We start from the raw sequence: 18534 nt of genomic DNA, 5'->3' as shown, positions 1-18534 counted from the left end.
TCCTAGTTTTGTGTATCTACAAAGTATTTATTGAAGATCTCATCATAAAATCCGTTCTCTTTAAGATTCTGAAGTTCTTTATTTATTTTTTCCAAAAGCTCTTCATTTCCTTTATTTATAGCAATGGCAACATCAGCCTTAGGAAGTTCTTCCATATCTATCTTTTTAAGACCCTCGTTATTTTTTATATAAGGCAGAGCCACTAAGTTTTCTAGTACAACTGCATCTAACTTCTCACTTTTAAGGTCTAATATTGCAGCAGTTATAGAAGTATAAGGTGTTATTTTAGCTCCCTCTATACCTCTTGCTATAGTTTCCTGAGCCGTTCCTAGCTGTGCTCCTAGTTTTTTGTTTTTAAGATCATCCATAGTCTTAAGTTCATTGTTTTTCTCTATTATTACAAAAGACTGCTTTGTAGTCAAATAAGAGTCAGAGAAATCTACTGCCTTTTTTCTTTCCTCTGTAGGAGTCATTCCAGCTATGATAAGGTCGATCTTCTCACTTTGAAGAGCAGGAATAAGCCCGTCAAAACTCATATTCTTCCATTCCATCTCATAACCTAAGTTTTCAAGAATCTTTTCCATTAGTTCAGCATCAAAACCTACTATTTTACCGTCTTCAAGATATTCAAAAGGCTTGAATTCTGCATTTGTTCCAACAAAAAGAACCTTCTTTTCCTCTTGTGCAGTTTCTTTTTTACCACACCCACCTAAAACTACCAACATCAAAAGTGATACAATAAGCATCATTTTTCTCATAATAAACTCCCCCTCTTTACATTTAATTTTTAAAATTTTTGTATAAAAAAGAACCTGCCAAGAATTAGACAGGTCCAATACACCACTTTAGTGTAAAAAAATCCAGACAGTTCTTACCAACATTTATATATCTCTATTCAGCTGTTTTATTTTTTTCGTTTTTCCTGTTCATTTTTCCTGCCTTAAAAATATTTCTTTAGTAACTCCTCATATGTCCCGTTATCTTTTACAGTTTTCAGACCGTTTTCGAGTTTTAATAAGAGTTCTTTATCTTCTTTTCTTACTGCTATTGCATACTCTTCTTCTGCAGCATCTGCTTTGGCTATTGCCAGCCCTTCATTTTTTTCCACATAGTTTTTAGCCGGCTCTGAGTCAAGGACTACTGCATCTACCTTGCCTGACTGAAGCGACATTATCCCAGCATAAGCTGCATTATATCTCTCTATATTTACCCCTTCTATCTCGCTGACTACAAGGTCCCCTGTAAATCCAAGCATTACCCCTACTTTTTTCCCCTTCAGGTCATCAAAGGAGTTTATAGAGCTATCTCCTTCTTTTACAACTATTACCTGACTAGCAGTATAATAAGGTGATGTAAAGTTTACAGCTTTTTTTCTTTCTTCGTTGGCAGTCATTCCCGCTATTACAACGTCAACTTTTTTTGACTGAAGTGCAGGAAGCAGACCGTCAAAAGACATATCCTCTATCTTTATTTCCAATTGAGATTCTTTGGCAATCTCTTTGATTAAATCCATGTCAAATCCTGTAATTTTACCATCTTCTAGATACTCAAACGGTGGAAACTCAGCATTTGTCCCTATATGTATCACAGTTTTTTCTTCTTCTTTTTTTCCTCCGCACGCTGCAAGAGAAACTAGCATTACCAAAATTAATAGAATATTTAAAAATTTTTTCATAATTATTTTATCCTCCCGATACTTTATTAATGATTCAATACTTTTTCTAAAAATTCCCTTGTTCTGTCATGTTTTGGATTATTGAAAATCTGAGTCGGTTCTCCGTCTTCAAGAACAGTTCCTTGATCCATAAAGAATACCCTGCTGGCCACATTTTTGGCAAATCCCATCTCGTGAGTCACTATTACCATGGTCATTCCCTCATCTACAAGACTTCTCATTACATCTAGTACTTCCTTTACCATCTCAGGATCCAATGCCGATGTTGGCTCATCAAAAAGCATGAGGTGTGGTTCCATAGCAAGAGCCCTAGCTATTGCTATCCTCTGTTTTTGACCACCAGAAAGCTGGTTTGGATAGGCTTCAGCCTTATCTTTCAATCCTACCTTCTCAAGAAGGATCATTGCTTTTTTCTTAGCTTCTTCTGATGTCATTCCCTTTACCTTTGTAGGTGCAAGCATTAGGTTTTCAAGTACTGTCTTATGAGGAAAAAGATTAAAGTGCTGAAAAACCATCCCAACTTTTTCACGAAGACGATTCAAGTCCACTTTTTTATCCATGACATCTTCCCCTGCTATATACACATGCCCCTTTGTAGGCTCTTCAAGTCTGTTAAGGCATCTTAGAAAGGTGGATTTTCCACTTCCAGAAGGACCTATTACAGCCACTACGTCTCCCTTTTTTATCTCTTTATTTATACCCTTAAGCACCTCTAGATCACCAAAGTGCTTGTGCAAGTCAACTACTTTAATCACTTACTTTCAACCCCTTTTCTACTTTTCTCATAAATTTGGTAAAGATACTTGTCATAATAAGATAGATGAGTCCCACTGCCAATAGAGGCTCTATTCCCCTATAGGTCTGACTTGTTATTATATTAGCAGACCTCAAGAGATCCACTCCTCCGATAAATCCTACTATGGAAGTTTCCTTAAGAAGGGTTATAAACTCACTCACTAAAGCCGGAAGAATATTTTTTATCGCCTGTGGTATTATTATCTCTTTCATAGTGAGAAAATAATTCATTCCCAACGCTCTAGAAGCCTCTGTCTGTCCCTTATCTAGTCCCTCTATACCCGCTCTTATGATCTCAGCCACATAAGCAGAACTGTTTAGTCCAAAGGCCAATGCCGCAACTACAAATATAGGAGTATTACGTAAATTTCCTACAAATACTACATTGGCAAGTACCATAAGCTGTACCACAGCTGGAGTTCCACGTATAATATCTATATACCATAATGCTATAAGGTTTAGAGGATTGGTTTTTTTATATTTCTCCGTGTTCTTAAATGGATAAAAGTGAGATAATCTCATTACAGCTAAAAGTACTCCTACAGTTAATCCTATCAGAGCCGCCAAAAGTGTCACTCCCACAGAAAAGGATAGTCCATTAACTATGTACATATACCTGTTGCCCTCTATAAAAATTCCTTTTAATACCGATAAATACGCCATTCTTTCCTCCTACTAAATTTTTGGAAAATTTTGCAGCTGTTGCCGCCTTTATTTAAAGCAATTTCAGATTAATATTTCTTCTGATATATTTTATTTGAAAAAATAATAATCTTCTGGATTTTGGTTTGTCCTTTAAAGAGCCTTGCCTTTATGAAAAAAACCTGACACTTGCCGTATCCATAAACTGGCTAATATCAGGTACATCTTAAAAAATAAAAGCCAACAGAGTATATCCGCCGGCTAATTAACTTTTGTATACTCATGAGAACCAAGAGTTCTCAATCTTTTCAAAAGAATTTTTGATGTCAATTAGGCCATTTTAAAAGATAAGGTTTTTATGAGTGTTTTTCTTTGCTCCTCCTGATCCTTTTCATGGTCAACATAATTAATCCTCCCAAAATCTTTTGCTATTTCGTCAATCTTATCAGAAATAACCTTGATTTGTCAATGAATTTTTCCATAATAATACTCAGGTTCAAATATAAAACAGCCGTCTTTTTTTATTTCTTCCAGAGTTTTCAAATATTTAGACCGCATCATAAAAAACTCACAATTATAATGTATAATCAAGAGTAATTATAACTAAGTATAAAGGAGCGTGTTTGATTTTGAAAAAAATAACTTTTTTTCTTATGTTTTCACTTGTTTTTTTTAATGCGTTAGGAGAGGAAAAACCCTTTGAACTTTCTCTTTTCTCACCAGATATACAGCTTAATTCACCCTATGATGATATAAGCGGAATAAGATTAGGAGGTATCTATTCTGAAAACAGAAATGTCAGCGGACTAGATGTGAACCTTGTTGCCAGCAGAACCCGAGGAGATTTTAAGGGATTCTCTGTACTTTCATTTTATGACAAGACTGATGGTGATTTCACAGGTGTAAGAATTCCGTGGTGGTTTTTCGTATCTTACAACCATGTAGGAGGAAACTTTAAAGGAGTTCAGTTTGGTGGATTAAACATTGTGGAGAGGGATTTTTTAGGAGCACAGTTTGGACTTTTAAATATAAACAACGGGAACAGTATAGGGGCACAGGCAGGATGGGTCAATCTTGATCACAACTTCAAAGGTGTTAGATTAGGTGGTTTAAACATGGCAGATTCCTTTGTAGGAGGAGAGCTTGGTATAGCCAATTTCAACAAATACACAAGAGGAGTCCAGCTAGGCTTGTTCAACTATACCGAGAACCTTCAGGGAGTTCAGGTAGGTCTACTAAACATGGCTGCAAATTCCGAACTCTTTGAAATTCTGCCAATAGTAAACTTCAACCTAAACTTCTAAAAATATCACGGAATTTAATTTATCAATTATACTAAATCTATTTTTATCTAAAATTTAAAGAGGAATTCAGATTTTATCACCTTATATATAAGTGCAGGTCACTATATTTATAAGGAGGTAAAAATGAAAAAATTTATTACAATTTTAATCGGCTTTTTATTGTTAAGCTTCTCGGCATTTGCAGCTTCGGCTCAGATCTCTGTTCCAGGAAAAAACATTCCTAATGAAGAAAATGTTTCTGGTGTAAGACTGTCTCTACTACATGGTGAGACTGCCATTGTAAAAGGTCTAGACATATCTGTTCTAGGACTTTCTGATATGGATAATTTTACCGGTCTTGAGCTTGGATTGTTTTTTGGTGCCAACAGAGTAAAAAATGAGTTCAAAGGTCTTTCTCTAGGATTAGTAAACTGGCATGAAGGTTATGACAAAGGTGCCAATTTAGGATTCGTCAACTATGTCAATGACGTAAACGGTGTAAACTTTGCATTTGCAAACTATTCCACTGGGGACAGTATGATAAACCTTGCATCTGTAAACTATGTAGAATATGACTCTATGGTAAACTTTGGTTTTGTAAATATTACCCAGGGAACTTCCTTGGTTGACGTTGGAGTTATCAACTATGCTGAGGCAACATCATTCCAGTTTGGTATTGTCAACGCTACAAAGGCACTTGACGGTCTACAAATTGGATTTGTGAACTACGCTGAAAATGGTGTATTCCCTGTTCTTCCTATTGTTAACTTCAAAAAAAGTTTATAGTAAAAATTAAGGATCTGTTTAAAGACAGGTCCTTTTTTATTACTTGTTGCAGATATTATACTGTGTTATACTAAAATTCGGTAAATCAAAAAATCAGACTATTTTAAGAGATAATAAAAAAATAAATGGCTATTTGCCATAAAAGTTAGGAGAATAAAATACTATGGATGGAAAAAAGAGAGCAAATATAAAACCTGGTATCAAGGTAAAAATCGTCTTGAAAAAAGATCAAAGAACCGGTAAGTTAACTGAGGGAATTGTCAAAGATCTACTCACAAATTCTTCTACTCATCCCCATGGAATCAAAGTCCGTCTTACTAGTGGTGATGTTGGAAGAGTTCAAGAAATAATTGATTAATAATCACAACTTCAAACAATATTATAAATAAAAAGATTACCCCTTTTCTAAAAGTGGTAATCTTTTTAAGTTGAAAACAGTACTTCAAAGTTCTCTGGTAACCTCTTTTAGCACCTCCCCTATACGGGCGTCTATAACCAGCGATGCCTTGTTGTCATATGATGTTGCCCCTTTGTTGATTAGTACTAATTTACTTCCCTTGTAATATTCTACAAGTGAGGCAGCAGGATAGACCACGAGGGATGTTCCTCCAACTATTAAAACATCTGCCTTGGATATACAGTCAATGGCTCCACCAAAGACATCCATATCTAGCATCTCCTCATATAATGTCACGTCAGGTTTAACCAGGCCACCACATTTTCTGCACCTAGGCACAGTTTCTTTAAAACTGATAATATAATCAAGATCGTGATACTCATTACACTTCATACAATAATTTCTTATTACGCTTCCGTGAAGTTCATAGACTTTTTTACTTCCGGCTTTCTGATGAAGTCCGTCTATATTCTGGGTTATCACAGCTTTTAATTTCCCAAGTTCTTCAAGTTTTGCCAGAGCATAATGTGCATCATTAGGCTCGGCATCTTTAAAGATAAGATTTTCTTTATAAAACTTATAAAATTCTTCAGTGTTGCTGTCAAAGTAGGTTCTGCTCAAAAGATATTCCGGTGAGTGTGCATACAGTCCCGTTGCACTTCTGAAATCAGGTATGTTACTCTCTGTAGAAACACCTGCTCCTCCAAAAAAAACTATATTATTACTTTTTTTTATGATGTTTTTCAATTCTTCATACATCTTTATCACCTCTAATTAAAATTATATACTCTTATCCCTAGATAATAAACCCCTAAAATTATTATAGATTATTTTTTACCATAGGTCATTCTCGAGGCATATATTTCAATGGCGAAAAAAAAGATATAAACCCTTTTGAAAAAAATTTATAATTTCATTCTCACTTCTGAAAAATTTTATGTTCTTTCTACGTGACAAAAAAACTTTTTTCTTTATTCGTGTCATTTTTTTATCTTTTATTAGTGTCCATTCGTGATAAAATCTTTTAAAATTTTCTATCAATCTCTTCTGTGAAATTCACTTTTTTTCTCTGTGCCCTCTGTGAACAAAAGAAAAAGCCCTCTGAATCAGAAGGCTTTAACATAATTTATTTTGTAACTAATTTTAATTCTACTGGAATAAATTCAGGTGCTGTTTCTCCATTTATTACCTTTGAAGCAGTTTCTACTCCCATAGCTCCTATCATAGACGGCTGTTGTGCTACTGTTGCAGCAAGAGTTCCAGCTTCTACAGCATTTACAGCATCATCCGTTGCGTCAAATCCTACCACCAATATATCTCTTCCGCTTCCCTCTATAGCCTTTAATGCACCTAAAGCCATCTCATCATTATGTGCAAATACAGCATCTATTTCAGGAACTGCTTGAAGTATATTCTCCATTACGTCTAGTCCTTTAGTTCTATCAAAATCAGCAGCTTGCTGTGCAACTACAGTTATGTTATTTGCAGCAGCTTCATTGAATCCTTTTCCTCTGTCTCTTGCTGCAGTAGTTCCAGGGATACCTTGAAGTTCCACAACTTTTCCATCTTTTCCTATTTTTTCCACGATAAATTCTCCTGCCATTTTTCCACCTGCCACGTTATCAGAAGCTATGTGAGTTACTACATCTCCTCCGTTTGCTCCTCTGTCTAGTGTAATTACAGGTATTTTACTGTTATTTGCAGCCATAACTGCCCTAGCTACTGCATCAGAATCTGTAGGGTTTATAAGAATTACATCTACCCCTTTTACTACTAGATCCTCTACATTTGCAAGCTCTTTTGCAGGGTCATTTTGAGAATCAAGGATAATAATCTCCATACCCATCTCATTGGCCTTAGCCTCGGCTCCCTCTTTCAAAGTAACAAAGAATGGATTGTTTAGAGTAGATACTACGAGACCGACTCTACCTGTGGATTCTGCTTCTGGAGCTTTTTTCTCACCGCAGCCTGTTAAAACAACCATCAATAAAACTGTGATCAGAGTAATAATCTTTTTCATTTTTTCCTCCCTTTTTTTATTTTTTGGACTTTCTGTCCATTAGTACCGCTGCCAATATAACCAATGCCTTTATCATAAGTTGGTAGTATGAAGATACATTTAGTAAGTTAAGAGCGTTTCCTAGAACCCCTATAATAAGGGCCCCTGTGATAGTCCCAGTTATCCTTCCTATCCCTCCTGCAAGACTTGTCCCTCCTAGTACAACTGCCGCTATGGCATCTAGCTCATATCCGCTTCCTGCTGTAGGCTGAGCAGAAAACAATCTGGCTGTAACAACTATTCCAGCCAGAGCAGATAAAACTCCGCTGATGGCATAGACCTTGGTTTTTACTTTGTCTACATTTATCCCAGAAAGCTTAGTGGCTTCCTCATTTCCTCCCACTGCATATACATACCGTCCGAATTTTGTATGGTTGAGTACATAGTAAGATACCCCGTACACAACTGCCATTATATATATGGGAGTGGGAATTCCCAATATATTTCCAGCCCCTATACTTCCAAATAATGAGGTGTTATCACCAAATCCTATTGATATAGGTTTCCCGTCAGTAAATACAAGAGTGGCTCCCCTCATAAGAGTCATAGTCACTAAAGTAGTAATAAATGCCTGTAGTTTCCCATAACTTATAAACATTCCGCTCAGCATTCCAAGAATTCCACCTATAACAAGTGACACAGCTATGGCTAAAAAGGCATTCTGACCTGATGCCATGAGACTAGCAGATATTGCACCGCAAAAGGCGAGGATTGATCCCACTGAAAGGTCTATTCCACCTGTTAATATTACAAAAGTCATTCCTGCTGAAATAATTGCATTTATAGAGGTCTGTCTTAGTACATTTAACATATTAGATGCAGAAAGAAATCTTGGGTTCATAAAAGAGACCAAGACTGCAAATATCAATAGTCCTATAAAGGGTTTATTTCTGAGTAAAATAAAGCTTTTCTTTTGACTCGGCTCTAACGTTGTTTGATTATTCATCATTATCCTCCTTCAGGCCCACGGCACACCTCATTATTTTTTCCTGACTGGCATCTTCAGCCGTGAATACTCCTGTTACACTATTTTCATGCATAACCATTATCCTGTCGCTGAGCCCTATAACTTCAACCATTTCAGAGGATATCATCAAAATGCTCATTCCGTGTTTTTTCAGTTCGTTTATGAGGTCGTATATCTCTTTTTTAGCCCCTACATCTACCCCTCGTGTAGGTTCATCCAAAATCAAAATTTTTGGTTCAGTCATTAGAGCCTTTGCTATGGCAACCTTTTGCTGATTTCCTCCGCTTAGATTTTTTATAATCTGAGCCATTCCCGGGGTTTTTATGTTAAACCTTGAGATATAAGAATCCACCATATCTTTTTCATCATTTTTATTAAGAGTTTTCAAATTACTCTCAAATTTTTCCAGAGAAGATATGCTCATGTTTTCTTTTACAGAAAGTCCTAATATCAGCCCTTCTTTTTTTCTATCTTCAGGTACATAAGCTATTTTATTTTTAAGTCCCTCTTCAGGGGAGTTTATTTTCACTTTTTTTCCACCTATAAGAATTGACCCAGAGGTCATCTTATAAAAACCATAGATGGTTTTAGCCAGCTCAGTCCTTCCTGATCCCATGAGCCCCGCAACTCCTAAAATTTCACCTTCATGCAGGGTAAAACTAACATTATTTACATAGTCGCCTTTTAAGTTTTTTACCTCTAGACTTACAGGCCCTGGCTCTACCTCTACTCTAGGCATCTGATCCTCTAGTTTTCTTCCAACCATACTTTCTATTATCTGGTCTTCAGTTATATCTTTTACTTCTTTTTCAGATATAAATTTACCGTCTCTCATTATGGTCACATCGTCACATATCTCAAATATCTCTTTGAGTCTGTGGGAAATATAAACTATACTTTTATTCTCCCCTATAAGCTCTCTTATTACACTGAATAAACTCTCGGTTTCTTTATCTGTAAGAGCGTCTGTAGGTTCGTCCATTACTATTATTTTTGCATTTTGTGACATAGCCTTGGCTATTTCTACCATCTGCTGTTCTCCCACACTGAGGTTCCCGACCAGCTCTTTAGAAGAATGTTTTACCTTTAGTTTTTTTAGCAGTTTATCTGCATCACTATACATACCCTTCCAGTCTATTTTTCCAAAACTGGTTTTTTCTCTTCCTAGAAATATATTTTCTGCAATAGTGAGATTAGATATGAGATTTAGCTCCTGGTGTATTATTGCTATTCCAGCATTTTGTGATTCTCTAGGACCTTGAAATTCCACATCTTCCTCATAGAGAGTCATTTTTCCACTGTCTCTCTTGTATATTCCTGTCATCACCTTTATCAGTGTTGACTTTCCTGCTCCATTTTCACCTAGTAGAGCCATGACACGTCCCTCGTATAAATTGAGGTTAGCTCCGTTTAATGCCTTGACTCCCGGAAAGATTTTTACCATCTCTTGAAGTTCCAATATTTTCTTTTTCACCTGAGCTTACCTCCAGACTAAAATGCCACACCTGATTTCAAAATAATATTTGCATAAGGAGTGCACTCTCCTGTTCTTATTACTGCCTTTGACTCCCGACTGGTTTTTTTAAGTTGCGAATGAGGAATCTCTTCTATTTTAATTCCCTGACACTTTTTATTCAGTAAATCCAAAAGTTCTGTGTAAAGCTTCGGACTCAATTCCTTCATTTCAGAAGCTATAATTGCCTCTTCCACCTGCATCTCATCTAGAATCACATCTAAAGTACCCATAAATGTCGGTATGTTTCTTTCTAAGGCTAGATCTATCCTCTTTACACCAGCCGGAATAGGTAATCCTGCATCCCCTATACATATATGATCTGTGTGTCCAAGTTTGGCTACCTCATATGATATCTCACTGTTTAGAAGCCTCATTTTTTTCACTTACACCACTCCTTCAAAATTTATAACCTCATCTAATGTAGGGAGTGAAGTCTGAGCTCCCTCTCTCGTCACTGTTATTGCCCCTACCTTTGCGGCAAATTCCATAGCTTTTTCTAAGGGCTCTCCCTTAGAAATGGCTGCTGTAAGCCCTCCTATAAATGAATCTCCTGCAGCAGTAGTATCTACTGCATCCACCTTATATACCCCAAATTCTTTGGAACCTTTTTCGTCTACATAGATCGCTCCTTTAGATCCCAAGGTAACTATCAATTTTTTTACTCCTTTTGCCATAATTTTTCGGCAAGCCTTGAGAATATCCTCCTTGTTTTTTACAGGAACCCCTGCAAGAAGCTCTAATTCAGTCTCATTGGGGATGAGATAGTCTACATTTTTTATTATTTCATCTGACATTGATTTTGCAGGTGCCGGATTAAGTATGGTCGTTTTCCCTAGTTTTTTACTGATTTTCAGAGAGTATTCCACAATATCCAATGGGGTTTCTAGCTGATGTACAACTATTTCGGAATTCTCATAAAGTTTAATATTTGCATCTATGTCTTTTTTTTCTATTTCAAAGTTTGCACCTGGGACTACTATTATAGAGTTATTTGCATCGTCATCTACAACTATGGTAGCTATCCCTGTTGATATGTCTTTGCATCTTCCTATGCCTGAGATATCCACGCCGTCTTTTTTTATGACAGAGAGCAGAGTATCTCCAAAGGAATCCTTCCCAAGCATTCCTATCATAGCAACATCTGATCCTAGTCTAGCCATGGCAACAGCCTGATTGGCACCTTTTCCTCCTGGTATCTGTTTAAAATCTTTTCCCAAGACTGTTTCTCCCGTCTTTGGTGATTTCGAGACTTTTGTTACAAGGTCCATATTTATACTTCCAACTACCAGTATTTTTCCCATTTTACCTCCTTGTAATCGATTACACTCTTTTGACTCAACTCAACTTTTTTTCAGACCCTTTTATATCTAAGTTTGTCTGAAGAATCATCTTTTGGCTTATATACTTGTCTTTATTTCTTATTTTTTCTAAAAGCATTTCTGCCGATCTGACTCCTAGTTCCCTTACTGAAGCAGATACCGTAGTGAGCTTAATATCAAATATATCCAGTATTTCAACTCTATCAAAGGATAACACTGCAATATCCTTTGGAGTAGATAACTTCATTTCATTCATAGCCTTAAAAAATCCTAAGGTCATCTGATTATTAGATATAAACACCGACGTAGGTCTTTTTTTTCTATTTAGTATCTCTTTTCCCAATTTATAGCCTGATTCCATCTGAAAGTCTCCCTCATAGATATTTTCATCTATGACCTCTATACCATTTTCAGAAAGAGCATTTCGGTATCCTCTTAATCTGTCTCTCCCTGGCTTAGATTTAAGAGGACCGGTTATAATGGCTATATCCTTATGATCATTTTCAATAAGTACCGAGACTCCTTTGTATGCCCCGCCTATATTGTCTATAAAAACACAGTCCATGCTAGAATATTTGATATCCCTGTCTGCAAGAACCACAGGTATTTTTTCTTTTACAAATTTATCTAGATAATTTTTACCTTTTTCATAGCTTTCACTGGTGACTGTTATTACTAGACCTTTTATTCTCTGTTCTAGCAGCATCTGAAGTGATTTTTGCTCTTTTTCTATCTTATCATTGGTATTATAAATTAATATATTGAGATTTTCCTTGTCTATCACCTCGCTTATTCCCTCTACCATCTCTGAGAAATATGGATTTGATATATCAGGTACAACTACCCCTATAGTATTATTGTCTTTTCTTGAAAGGTTTCTCGCTATTGCACTAGGAGTATAATCATACTCCTCTATTATTTTGAGGATTTTTTCCCTCGTAGAGTCCTTTACATTTTTATCTTCGTTTATAACTCTTGAAACAGTAGCTATAGAAACTCCCGCTTTTTCAGCTATATCTGACATCTTCATGGGATCCCTCCTATTTTGTAAGCCCTTACATTTACTCTACATTAATTTTTACTATAAAAAATGTCTTGTGTCAAGTTTTAGAATGTTTTAGACCAATAGTGTGCACTTATTTGGTTTTTATCCTTGTTATTTGTATTTCCAATCTTTCTATCTCTTTAAATTTGATGTCTTTAAAATTATAATATCTTCTCTCGCTAGGGATGTACTTCTCTTTTCCTGAAAATAATTTCTTCCTGTATTCTCCTTCTTCTCCTATTAAAACAAGTTCTTTTACATATACACCTTCATTTTTCCAAAACCATATGGTGATAACCAAATCTGTTACTGCAGAACTTCCTCTGTTGTGAACTCTTATATTTATTGCAGGGTATTCATATTTCACACCATGTCTAGATTCAAAATCATAGACCTCCACCCGAACTCCTTTCTTTATATCAACGGGGAGTTTCTTTTGTCTCCACTCCTGTAGTTCAGTATAGTTACGGCCAAATAGAGCAGTAGAAAAAATAAAAAATATTATAAATATAATTTTTTTCATTTTATACCTCCATAAAAAAAGAGGGATAGTTCTCCCTCTAGTTGTCACTAAAATATATCTGTTCTAAATAGGGAGAAGCTATAAAATCATAAGGCATTACTAGCATCCCCTGGTCAGAATCAAGGTCTAGATTATACCCAAGATCCTTAGCCGTTTTCCAGTAAAGATACCATACAAACTGTGAACAGTAAAAACCCTTGGTGTTTTTTTATTTAATGGTACCCAGTAACCCTTATCCTTTAGACCTTCTAAATTTTTCAAAAAAACATCTTTGAATTTTTCATCAAAATTTTTGTATCTGAAAACCATTACCTTTCTCTCTTCATAAAGCCAGGAATAACTATCAATTTCATAATATCCTACACCAAACTTAGGATAATCCCCTATATTCATGTCGTCGATCATAACTGCTGCATGTCCGTACCAGGAAAGGGGATCCCATTTTTTATTTTTTACGATTATATCTCCGGTCTTTAGCCTGTCCGTCTGATACATCACAAAGCTCACGTCTTCCCACTTACGACCTTCAGGTAAGGCGCTACATCCTGTTACCGCTATCATAAAAAAGATAATTACCTTAATCTTTAAAGTAGATAAATGCACCATTTCGTCCCGCATCCTTTCCCTCTCTTCTGTATGAAAATAATTCTCTGTTGCAAACTGTACACTGTCGGCTTTTCACTATGTTTTTTTCTAAAATTCCTCTTTTTATGAACATCTGAAAGTTAAATTCACCATTGTCAAAATACCATGAATCAGCTTTTTTTTCAAAGGAAGCCTCTATAACATCTAGGGGAAACTTCTCCTTAAAATCCCTGTAAAATTCATCTCCCACCTGATAGCAGCATTTACCTGCCCCTATACCTATCCCCACAAGGATGTCTTTTTCCAAGCTCCCATAACTTGCCTTCATTTTTTTTATAACCTCTTCTCCTATCTGAAGGTAGCTTCCTTTCCATCCCGAGTGGCATAGTCCTATGACCTTTTTTTCCATGTCGTAAAAATATATAGGCAGGCAGTCTGCATGGACTGTAAAAAGGACAACATCTCTTCTAGCAGTTATAAAACCGTCTACATTATCAAAGTATAGGGGACTTTCATCTTTGATATCTGCTATGTTTTTAGAGTGTGTCTGTTTTGCAGCCACGAGTTTTTTTCCCTCTATAGAAAATTTTTTCATAAATTCCTCTATATTTTTTTCTTTTTCAGGTGACAGAAAAAAATTCTCCTTTACATCTCCGGATTTTTTCCCTGTAAATATAGCTTTTATCCCCTTATTTTCAAATTCTTCTATCTCAAAATACTCATTATGCTTTACATACATAATTTTTTCTCCTTTTTGTCCTCTTATTATTTATATATAATATCAGAACAACTTTCCTCTATCCAAACTATTAATTAAAATATCTTAAGTTGCCACTTAAAATATTTCTCTACAAATTACTAAATTTACAAGAATATTAAAGTCAAAAGATTTTGTCACGAATGAAAACCTATAAAAGGCAAAAAAATTAAGACGAATAAAGATAAAACTTTTTGACCACAGAGCATCATAAAAGTGTATGTTGCACAGAGTGAAAATAAAAATATTTTAATTTTCAGACTACTTTCCCCTTTAAAAAATACCGTTAAGAAATCATCTTGTGAAATCCACTTTCATTGAAATAAGGAGGTTTACCGACTATATTTCAATAGAAAGTTAGTTCAGAAGTGATTTGACTTAGAAAATAATGAGTAAAACGAATATATTTTCTAGTTCTTGTAAAATTTATTTTTACAAGTTTCATTAGTTTTAATTGGGTGCCTTTTCTTTGGTTACTTTTGCCCTGACCGAAGGGAGGAAATGCCCTTGGGGTACTTTGGGCAAGCAAAGAAAGTAACAGGAGCTTTTGGATAAATTCAATACTCTAATTTTAAAAAAAAAACACCTTAGATTAAAATATACTATAATTCTTAAATTCCAATTAAAAAGACCTTCTTAGATGCTAGAAGGTCTTTTTGATTTAAACAGAAATAACCAGTATGTCTCTGTTATTTTTAAAATCTATGGTCACTCTTTCTAGGTTGCCTTTTACTCCTAATATTTCAAAAATTATTTTTTCGATCTCATTCTTCCTGTCATTATAAAATGCCTCTCTACTAAAATTTACAAGGCTTTTGTTCTTACTTTGTTCCAGAAGTTTTTTCTCATAGATAGTAAGTGGATCATTGGCCTCTATCTCTATCAGGCTGCCCTTTATAAAGGCTTTTACAGATTTAGGACCTTTCCCAGTGTTACTTTTTATAAAATAAGCTATTTTTATCTGTATCTTACTCTCATATTCTAGTTTTTCTTTTTTGTCAGATATTATCTTATCGTCCAACACAAGATTTCCAGACTCTTCCCCTGTAAGACGAAGGGCTATCTCTTCCATAGCCTCTATAAGTTTTCCTGTGTCAACAGGTTTAAGTATATACTTGTCTATACCGACATCCATGGCACTTAGAACAGTTTCCACATCAGAAAAGGCAGTTGTTATCACTATCCCGGATTTTTTATTTTTTTCTCGGATTTTCTTACTCATCTCTATCCCGTCCATTATAGGCATCTTAAGGTCTGTTATTATTATGTCTGGATTCTGCTCTTCAAAAACTTTCAAGCCCTCTTTCCCATTTTCTGCCATGTAAAGTTTTCCAACTCTTCTCTTTAAAAATATCTTGAGATTTTCTCTCTGCATCTCGTCATCTTCCACATAGAGAACCTTGTATTTAATAAGTAAATTTGTTTTATCAAGCATTTTCATTTTCACCACCCATAGGAATAATTATCTTCATACACGCTCCGTTATTTTTATTTATCACATATATTTTTCCGTCAAAATTCTTTTCCACTATCATTTGTGACATGTAAAGTCCTATACCTGTCCCATTTTTTTTCTCTTTGGTGGAATAATATGGTTCAAATATCTTTTCCATTACCCCTTCAGGTATTCCTCCTCCGTTATCTTGGACTTCAACAATAGCACTGTTTTTTTCTTCTGATATCAATATATCAATTTTTCTTTCCTTTTCTCGATTTTCTAGCAGGGCATCTACGGCATTATTTATAAAATTCAATATTACCTGGGACAATTGATTTGGATACCCCCATATCTTCACATCATTCTCTGTTTCTACATTGCACTCTATACCGTTATATCGCATTCTTTCGTTAAATAATTCTACTGTAGATGTTACGACATTTTTTACATGAAATTCTTCTTTATTTGTTTTTGGTTTAAAGAAATATCTAAAATCATCTATAGTCTCAGACATTTTATTTATAAGCATTCTAGATTTTTTAAAAAGAGATTCCACATCCTCTTTATCAACGTCTCCGTAAAAGAAAGAATCCTCTATATTTGAGATTATAAGAGATAATGAACTTAAAGGCTGTCTCCACTGGTGAGCTATATTCCCTACCATCTCTCCCATAGCTGCATATCTTGACTGATAGATCATGAGTGCCTCTTTCTTTTTGTTCTCGTCCATCTCTTTTTTAAACATTTTTTCCAGTTCAATATTTATTTTTTCAAGCTTTAAAAGTATCTTTTGGTTATTAATATCTTTTCCAAGTTTTATTTTAGTTGTATCTGAATTTTCTCCTTCTATATCACTTGCTAACTTATTTACGATATTAAAAAATCTGGCCTCACTTCTTTTTACTGTTTCCTCTTGGATTTTCCTCAAGGTAATATCTCTAGATATTAAGATTGCCCTGTATTTATTTTCCATTTTAAATAGTCTACCACTTACTTCTACGGGGATTTTTTTGTTAAACTTTGTCTTTATTTCCGTTTCATACATTACAGATCTCTTGTCTAACATCTTTTCTAGTATCTTTTTTCCTTCATTCACTGATAAACCTACATCTATATCAGAGTATTTCATTTTTAAAAGTTCTTCTCGTGTATACTTCAGCCTCTTATAAACTTTTTCATTTACCTCAACTATATCTTCAAAAGAGTTGTTCTCAAAGTCTGCCACAAATACACAGTCATTGATGCTGTTAAACATCGCCTCATATTTATTTTTTGATTTGACAAGTTCTTTTGCCAATAATTTTCTTTTCTCTATATCTTCTTCTAATTCGCTGTTTAGTTTTTTCACCTCATTTAAATGCAAAGATTTCATCTCTAGCTTAGCCTTTTTCTCCCTTATGCTGTATATATATGCAGCCAGTAAACTTATACTAAGTACAATAAGTGTCGCTATTGCCACTGTATAATAATAATTTTTTTTGATAATTTTAACTACCTCATCATAATCAGAAGCGACTGTTACTATCCAAAATGTATCTCCTATATAAGCCTGAGAATATCCGTTGAATTTCTTAACCATCTTAGAGTCGTCATCTGTAACCCATACAGAACGATAAATCTCCACTCCCTTTTCTCCAGATCTTTGCTTTTCAAAAAGTTTTTCTAGCTCAGACCAATCATAATTTGGATATTTGGACTTTCTTAGCTGCATTACATGGCCACTGATCTGACTTTTCTTAGGATGCATCAAAAAAATTCCATCTTTAGTTTTTACAGAGGCATACCCTTTACTACCAGATCTTATATTCTCTATAAATCTTTTATATATATTGTCTATACTCAGTTTGCACCTTATAATCCCCTGAAACTTCCCTCGATTAAATATTGGCTGCAATATGTATATAAATGGGTCTCTATTTTCAAAATAAACTGAACTTAATACTTGCTCTTTATTTTTTATTATTTTTTTTACATCTTTTAAATCTGAGATATCTTTTGATATATTATCTTTAGATTTAGTGGGATACTCGTCTAAGATTATTCCTTTAAAATCCAATAGTTGTATGGACTTAATTCTAGGGGCCCCTATTTTATAATATATCTTAAGAGATTCCCCTAAATATCTTTCATCCTTATCTTTCAAATACTCAAAATCTCTCAAAAAACCAGTATCCCGGGCAAGAATTCTCATTGATCTCTCTTCTTCTAGGAAATATGACTCTATACTTTTTGCAGTTGTATCTGCAATTGTCAAAAGGTGTTTCTGCTCATTTAGAACCAGTGCATCTCTCAAATCTTTATAGTTTTTCAAAATTGTAAAGGCCAGTGAGACAGCGAATATCAAACCTGTAAAAAATATCAATATAGATTTTTTATACTTTATAATTTCTCTTATAAAACTCATTTTAACACCTCGTATTTCAAAAATTAAAATTTTTTCCTTATTATTTTAGCTTACTGCCTCTAGAAAAAATTTATGCTTTCTATGACTTCAAAAGTAATCACAACACAGCATCCACTAATCAATTTAAAATATTTAAATGTGACAAACAGATGGGCTACCCCTGTAACTCATTTTAACACTAAAATACAATAAAGTTAAAATAGATATTTGATAATGTTTAAAGAAGGCTCTCTAAAGTTTGCATTCAGAGAGCCTTCCTGTTTCTAGTAGCATTCCGGGAGGAAAAATGTAATTTGCCACTATTCTAAAAATGGATTTGTAGTATCCGTTGATAAATATCTTT

Annotated in this window: 19 protein-coding genes; 3 read left to right on the top strand and 16 right to left on the bottom strand. The window is 34.7% G+C overall.

The features are described from left to right. Nucleotides 1-2 precede the first annotated feature (2 nt). The 4 genes from ILYOP_RS01790 to ILYOP_RS01775 form a co-directional block, all read right to left on the bottom strand. Nucleotides 3-758 (bottom strand): basic amino acid ABC transporter substrate-binding protein, encoded by a 756-nt coding sequence (locus tag ILYOP_RS01790; protein WP_013386797.1) that lies wholly within the window; start codon nucleotides 756-758, stop codon nucleotides 3-5. A gap of 182 nt (nucleotides 759-940) precedes the next feature. Further along, nucleotides 941-1675, bottom strand: a complete 735-nt coding sequence (locus tag ILYOP_RS01785) for a basic amino acid ABC transporter substrate-binding protein (protein WP_013386796.1) — start codon at nucleotides 1673-1675, stop codon at nucleotides 941-943. Between the two features lie 26 nt (nucleotides 1676-1701). After that, nucleotides 1702-2430, bottom strand: coding sequence for an amino acid ABC transporter ATP-binding protein (locus ILYOP_RS01780; RefSeq protein WP_013386795.1), 729 nt, complete (start codon nucleotides 2428-2430; stop codon nucleotides 1702-1704). After that, complete coding sequence (locus tag ILYOP_RS01775) at nucleotides 2423-3133, bottom strand: amino acid ABC transporter permease (protein WP_013386794.1); 711 nt, start codon at nucleotides 3131-3133, stop codon at nucleotides 2423-2425. The genes ILYOP_RS01780 and ILYOP_RS01775 overlap by 8 nt, the downstream gene beginning before the upstream one ends. A gap of 608 nt (nucleotides 3134-3741) precedes the next feature. Between ILYOP_RS01775 and ILYOP_RS15045 the strand changes: the two genes are divergently transcribed. From ILYOP_RS15045 to ILYOP_RS01760, 3 genes are all read left to right on the top strand, one after another. Beyond that, a complete protein-coding gene (locus ILYOP_RS15045; RefSeq protein WP_049774839.1) occupies nucleotides 3742-4416 on the top strand; it encodes an LA_2272 family surface repeat-containing protein in 675 nt (224 codons plus the stop codon). A 123-nt stretch (nucleotides 4417-4539) separates the two neighbouring features. Beyond that, entirely contained in the window at nucleotides 4540-5181 is a 642-nt protein-coding gene (locus tag ILYOP_RS01765; RefSeq protein WP_013386792.1) for a VC2662 family protein, read from the top strand. Between the two features lie 163 nt (nucleotides 5182-5344). Continuing rightward, nucleotides 5345-5539, top strand: coding sequence for a YwbE family protein (locus tag ILYOP_RS01760; RefSeq protein WP_013386791.1), 195 nt, complete (start codon nucleotides 5345-5347; stop codon nucleotides 5537-5539). An 84-nt stretch (nucleotides 5540-5623) separates the two neighbouring features. Here ILYOP_RS01760 and ILYOP_RS01755 read toward each other — a convergent pair whose 3' ends face one another. The 12 genes from ILYOP_RS01755 to ILYOP_RS15040 form a co-directional block, all read right to left on the bottom strand. Further along, nucleotides 5624-6337 carry an NAD-dependent protein deacylase gene (locus ILYOP_RS01755; protein WP_013386790.1) on the bottom strand — a complete coding sequence of 238 codons (714 nt, stop codon included), beginning with the start codon at nucleotides 6335-6337 and terminating at the stop codon, nucleotides 5624-5626. A 367-nt stretch (nucleotides 6338-6704) separates the two neighbouring features. Then, nucleotides 6705-7598 carry a ribose ABC transporter substrate-binding protein RbsB gene (gene rbsB, locus ILYOP_RS01750; RefSeq protein WP_013386789.1) on the bottom strand — a complete coding sequence of 298 codons (894 nt, stop codon included), beginning with the start codon at nucleotides 7596-7598 and terminating at the stop codon, nucleotides 6705-6707. 16 nt (nucleotides 7599-7614) lie between these two features. Then, nucleotides 7615-8583: a ribose ABC transporter permease gene (rbsC, locus tag ILYOP_RS01745; protein WP_013386788.1), complete on the bottom strand. Its 969-nt coding sequence runs from the start codon at nucleotides 8581-8583 to the stop codon at nucleotides 7615-7617. Next, entirely contained in the window at nucleotides 8576-10078 is a 1503-nt protein-coding gene (gene rbsA / locus ILYOP_RS01740; RefSeq protein ID WP_013386787.1) for a ribose ABC transporter ATP-binding protein RbsA, read from the bottom strand. The genes rbsC and rbsA overlap by 8 nt, the downstream gene beginning before the upstream one ends. Nucleotides 10079-10095: 17 nt before the next feature. After that, nucleotides 10096-10494 carry a D-ribose pyranase gene (gene rbsD / locus ILYOP_RS01735; protein WP_245546513.1) on the bottom strand — a complete coding sequence of 133 codons (399 nt, stop codon included), beginning with the start codon at nucleotides 10492-10494 and terminating at the stop codon, nucleotides 10096-10098. Between the two features lie 9 nt (nucleotides 10495-10503). Further along, nucleotides 10504-11421, bottom strand: coding sequence for a ribokinase (gene rbsK, locus ILYOP_RS01730; RefSeq protein ID WP_013386785.1), 918 nt, complete (start codon nucleotides 11419-11421; stop codon nucleotides 10504-10506). Between the two features lie 34 nt (nucleotides 11422-11455). Further along, nucleotides 11456-12469: a LacI family DNA-binding transcriptional regulator gene (locus tag ILYOP_RS01725; RefSeq protein WP_013386784.1), complete on the bottom strand. Its 1014-nt coding sequence runs from the start codon at nucleotides 12467-12469 to the stop codon at nucleotides 11456-11458. Between the two features lie 106 nt (nucleotides 12470-12575). Further along, a complete protein-coding gene (locus ILYOP_RS01720; RefSeq protein WP_013386783.1) occupies nucleotides 12576-13007 on the bottom strand; it encodes a hypothetical protein in 432 nt (143 codons plus the stop codon). Between the two features lie 126 nt (nucleotides 13008-13133). Then, nucleotides 13134-13613, bottom strand: a complete 480-nt coding sequence (locus ILYOP_RS01715) for a hypothetical protein (RefSeq protein WP_013386782.1) — start codon at nucleotides 13611-13613, stop codon at nucleotides 13134-13136. Then, nucleotides 13585-14331 (bottom strand): peptidoglycan editing factor PgeF, encoded by a 747-nt coding sequence (gene pgeF / locus ILYOP_RS01710; protein ID WP_013386781.1) that lies wholly within the window; start codon nucleotides 14329-14331, stop codon nucleotides 13585-13587. The genes ILYOP_RS01715 and pgeF overlap by 29 nt, the downstream gene beginning before the upstream one ends. 679 nt (nucleotides 14332-15010) lie before the next feature. Next, nucleotides 15011-15790 carry a Na-translocating system protein MpsC family protein gene (locus ILYOP_RS01705; protein WP_013386780.1) on the bottom strand — a complete coding sequence of 260 codons (780 nt, stop codon included), beginning with the start codon at nucleotides 15788-15790 and terminating at the stop codon, nucleotides 15011-15013. Further along, nucleotides 15777-18191, bottom strand: a complete 2415-nt coding sequence (locus ILYOP_RS15040) for a cache domain-containing protein (protein ID WP_013386779.1) — start codon at nucleotides 18189-18191, stop codon at nucleotides 15777-15779. Before ILYOP_RS15040 ends, ILYOP_RS01705 begins: the two co-directional genes overlap by 14 nt. Nucleotides 18192-18534: the final 343 nt, after the last annotated feature.

This window comes from Ilyobacter polytropus DSM 2926 (assembly GCF_000165505.1).
GTDB classification, from domain to species: domain Bacteria; phylum Fusobacteriota; class Fusobacteriia; order Fusobacteriales; family Fusobacteriaceae; genus Ilyobacter; species Ilyobacter polytropus.
This window is presented reverse-complemented; position numbering and strand designations above follow the sequence as displayed.

Coding starts and splice junctions, on each gene's coding strand:
- ILYOP_RS01725 (WP_013386784.1), bottom strand. CDS start 12,469: ATGAAGATGTCAGATATAGCTGAAAAAGCGGGAGTTTCTATAGCTACT.
- ILYOP_RS01760 (WP_013386791.1), top strand. CDS start 5,345: ATGGATGGAAAAAAGAGAGCAAATATAAAACCTGGTATCAAGGTAAAA.
- pgeF (WP_013386781.1), bottom strand. CDS start 14,331: ATGTATGTAAAGCATAATGAGTATTTTGAGATAGAAGAATTTGAAAAT.
- ILYOP_RS15040 (WP_013386779.1), bottom strand. CDS start 18,191: ATGAGTTTTATAAGAGAAATTATAAAGTATAAAAAATCTATATTGATA.
- rbsB (WP_013386789.1), bottom strand. CDS start 7,598: ATGAAAAAGATTATTACTCTGATCACAGTTTTATTGATGGTTGTTTTA.
- ILYOP_RS01720 (WP_013386783.1), bottom strand. CDS start 13,007: ATGAAAAAAATTATATTTATAATATTTTTTATTTTTTCTACTGCTCTA.
- ILYOP_RS01705 (WP_013386780.1), bottom strand. CDS start 15,790: ATGAAAATGCTTGATAAAACAAATTTACTTATTAAATACAAGGTTCTC.
- ILYOP_RS01790 (WP_013386797.1), bottom strand. CDS start 758: ATGAGAAAAATGATGCTTATTGTATCACTTTTGATGTTGGTAGTTTTA.
- ILYOP_RS01765 (WP_013386792.1), top strand. CDS start 4,540: ATGAAAAAATTTATTACAATTTTAATCGGCTTTTTATTGTTAAGCTTC.
- ILYOP_RS01785 (WP_013386796.1), bottom strand. CDS start 1,675: ATGAAAAAATTTTTAAATATTCTATTAATTTTGGTAATGCTAGTTTCT.
- ILYOP_RS01775 (WP_013386794.1), bottom strand. CDS start 3,133: ATGGCGTATTTATCGGTATTAAAAGGAATTTTTATAGAGGGCAACAGG.
- ILYOP_RS01715 (WP_013386782.1), bottom strand. CDS start 13,613: ATGGTGCATTTATCTACTTTAAAGATTAAGGTAATTATCTTTTTTATG.
- rbsK (WP_013386785.1), bottom strand. CDS start 11,421: ATGGGAAAAATACTGGTAGTTGGAAGTATAAATATGGACCTTGTAACA.
- rbsC (WP_013386788.1), bottom strand. CDS start 8,583: ATGAATAATCAAACAACGTTAGAGCCGAGTCAAAAGAAAAGCTTTATT.
- ILYOP_RS01755 (WP_013386790.1), bottom strand. CDS start 6,337: ATGTATGAAGAATTGAAAAACATCATAAAAAAAAGTAATAATATAGTT.
- rbsD (WP_245546513.1), bottom strand. CDS start 10,494: ATGAGGCTTCTAAACAGTGAGATATCATATGAGGTAGCCAAACTTGGA.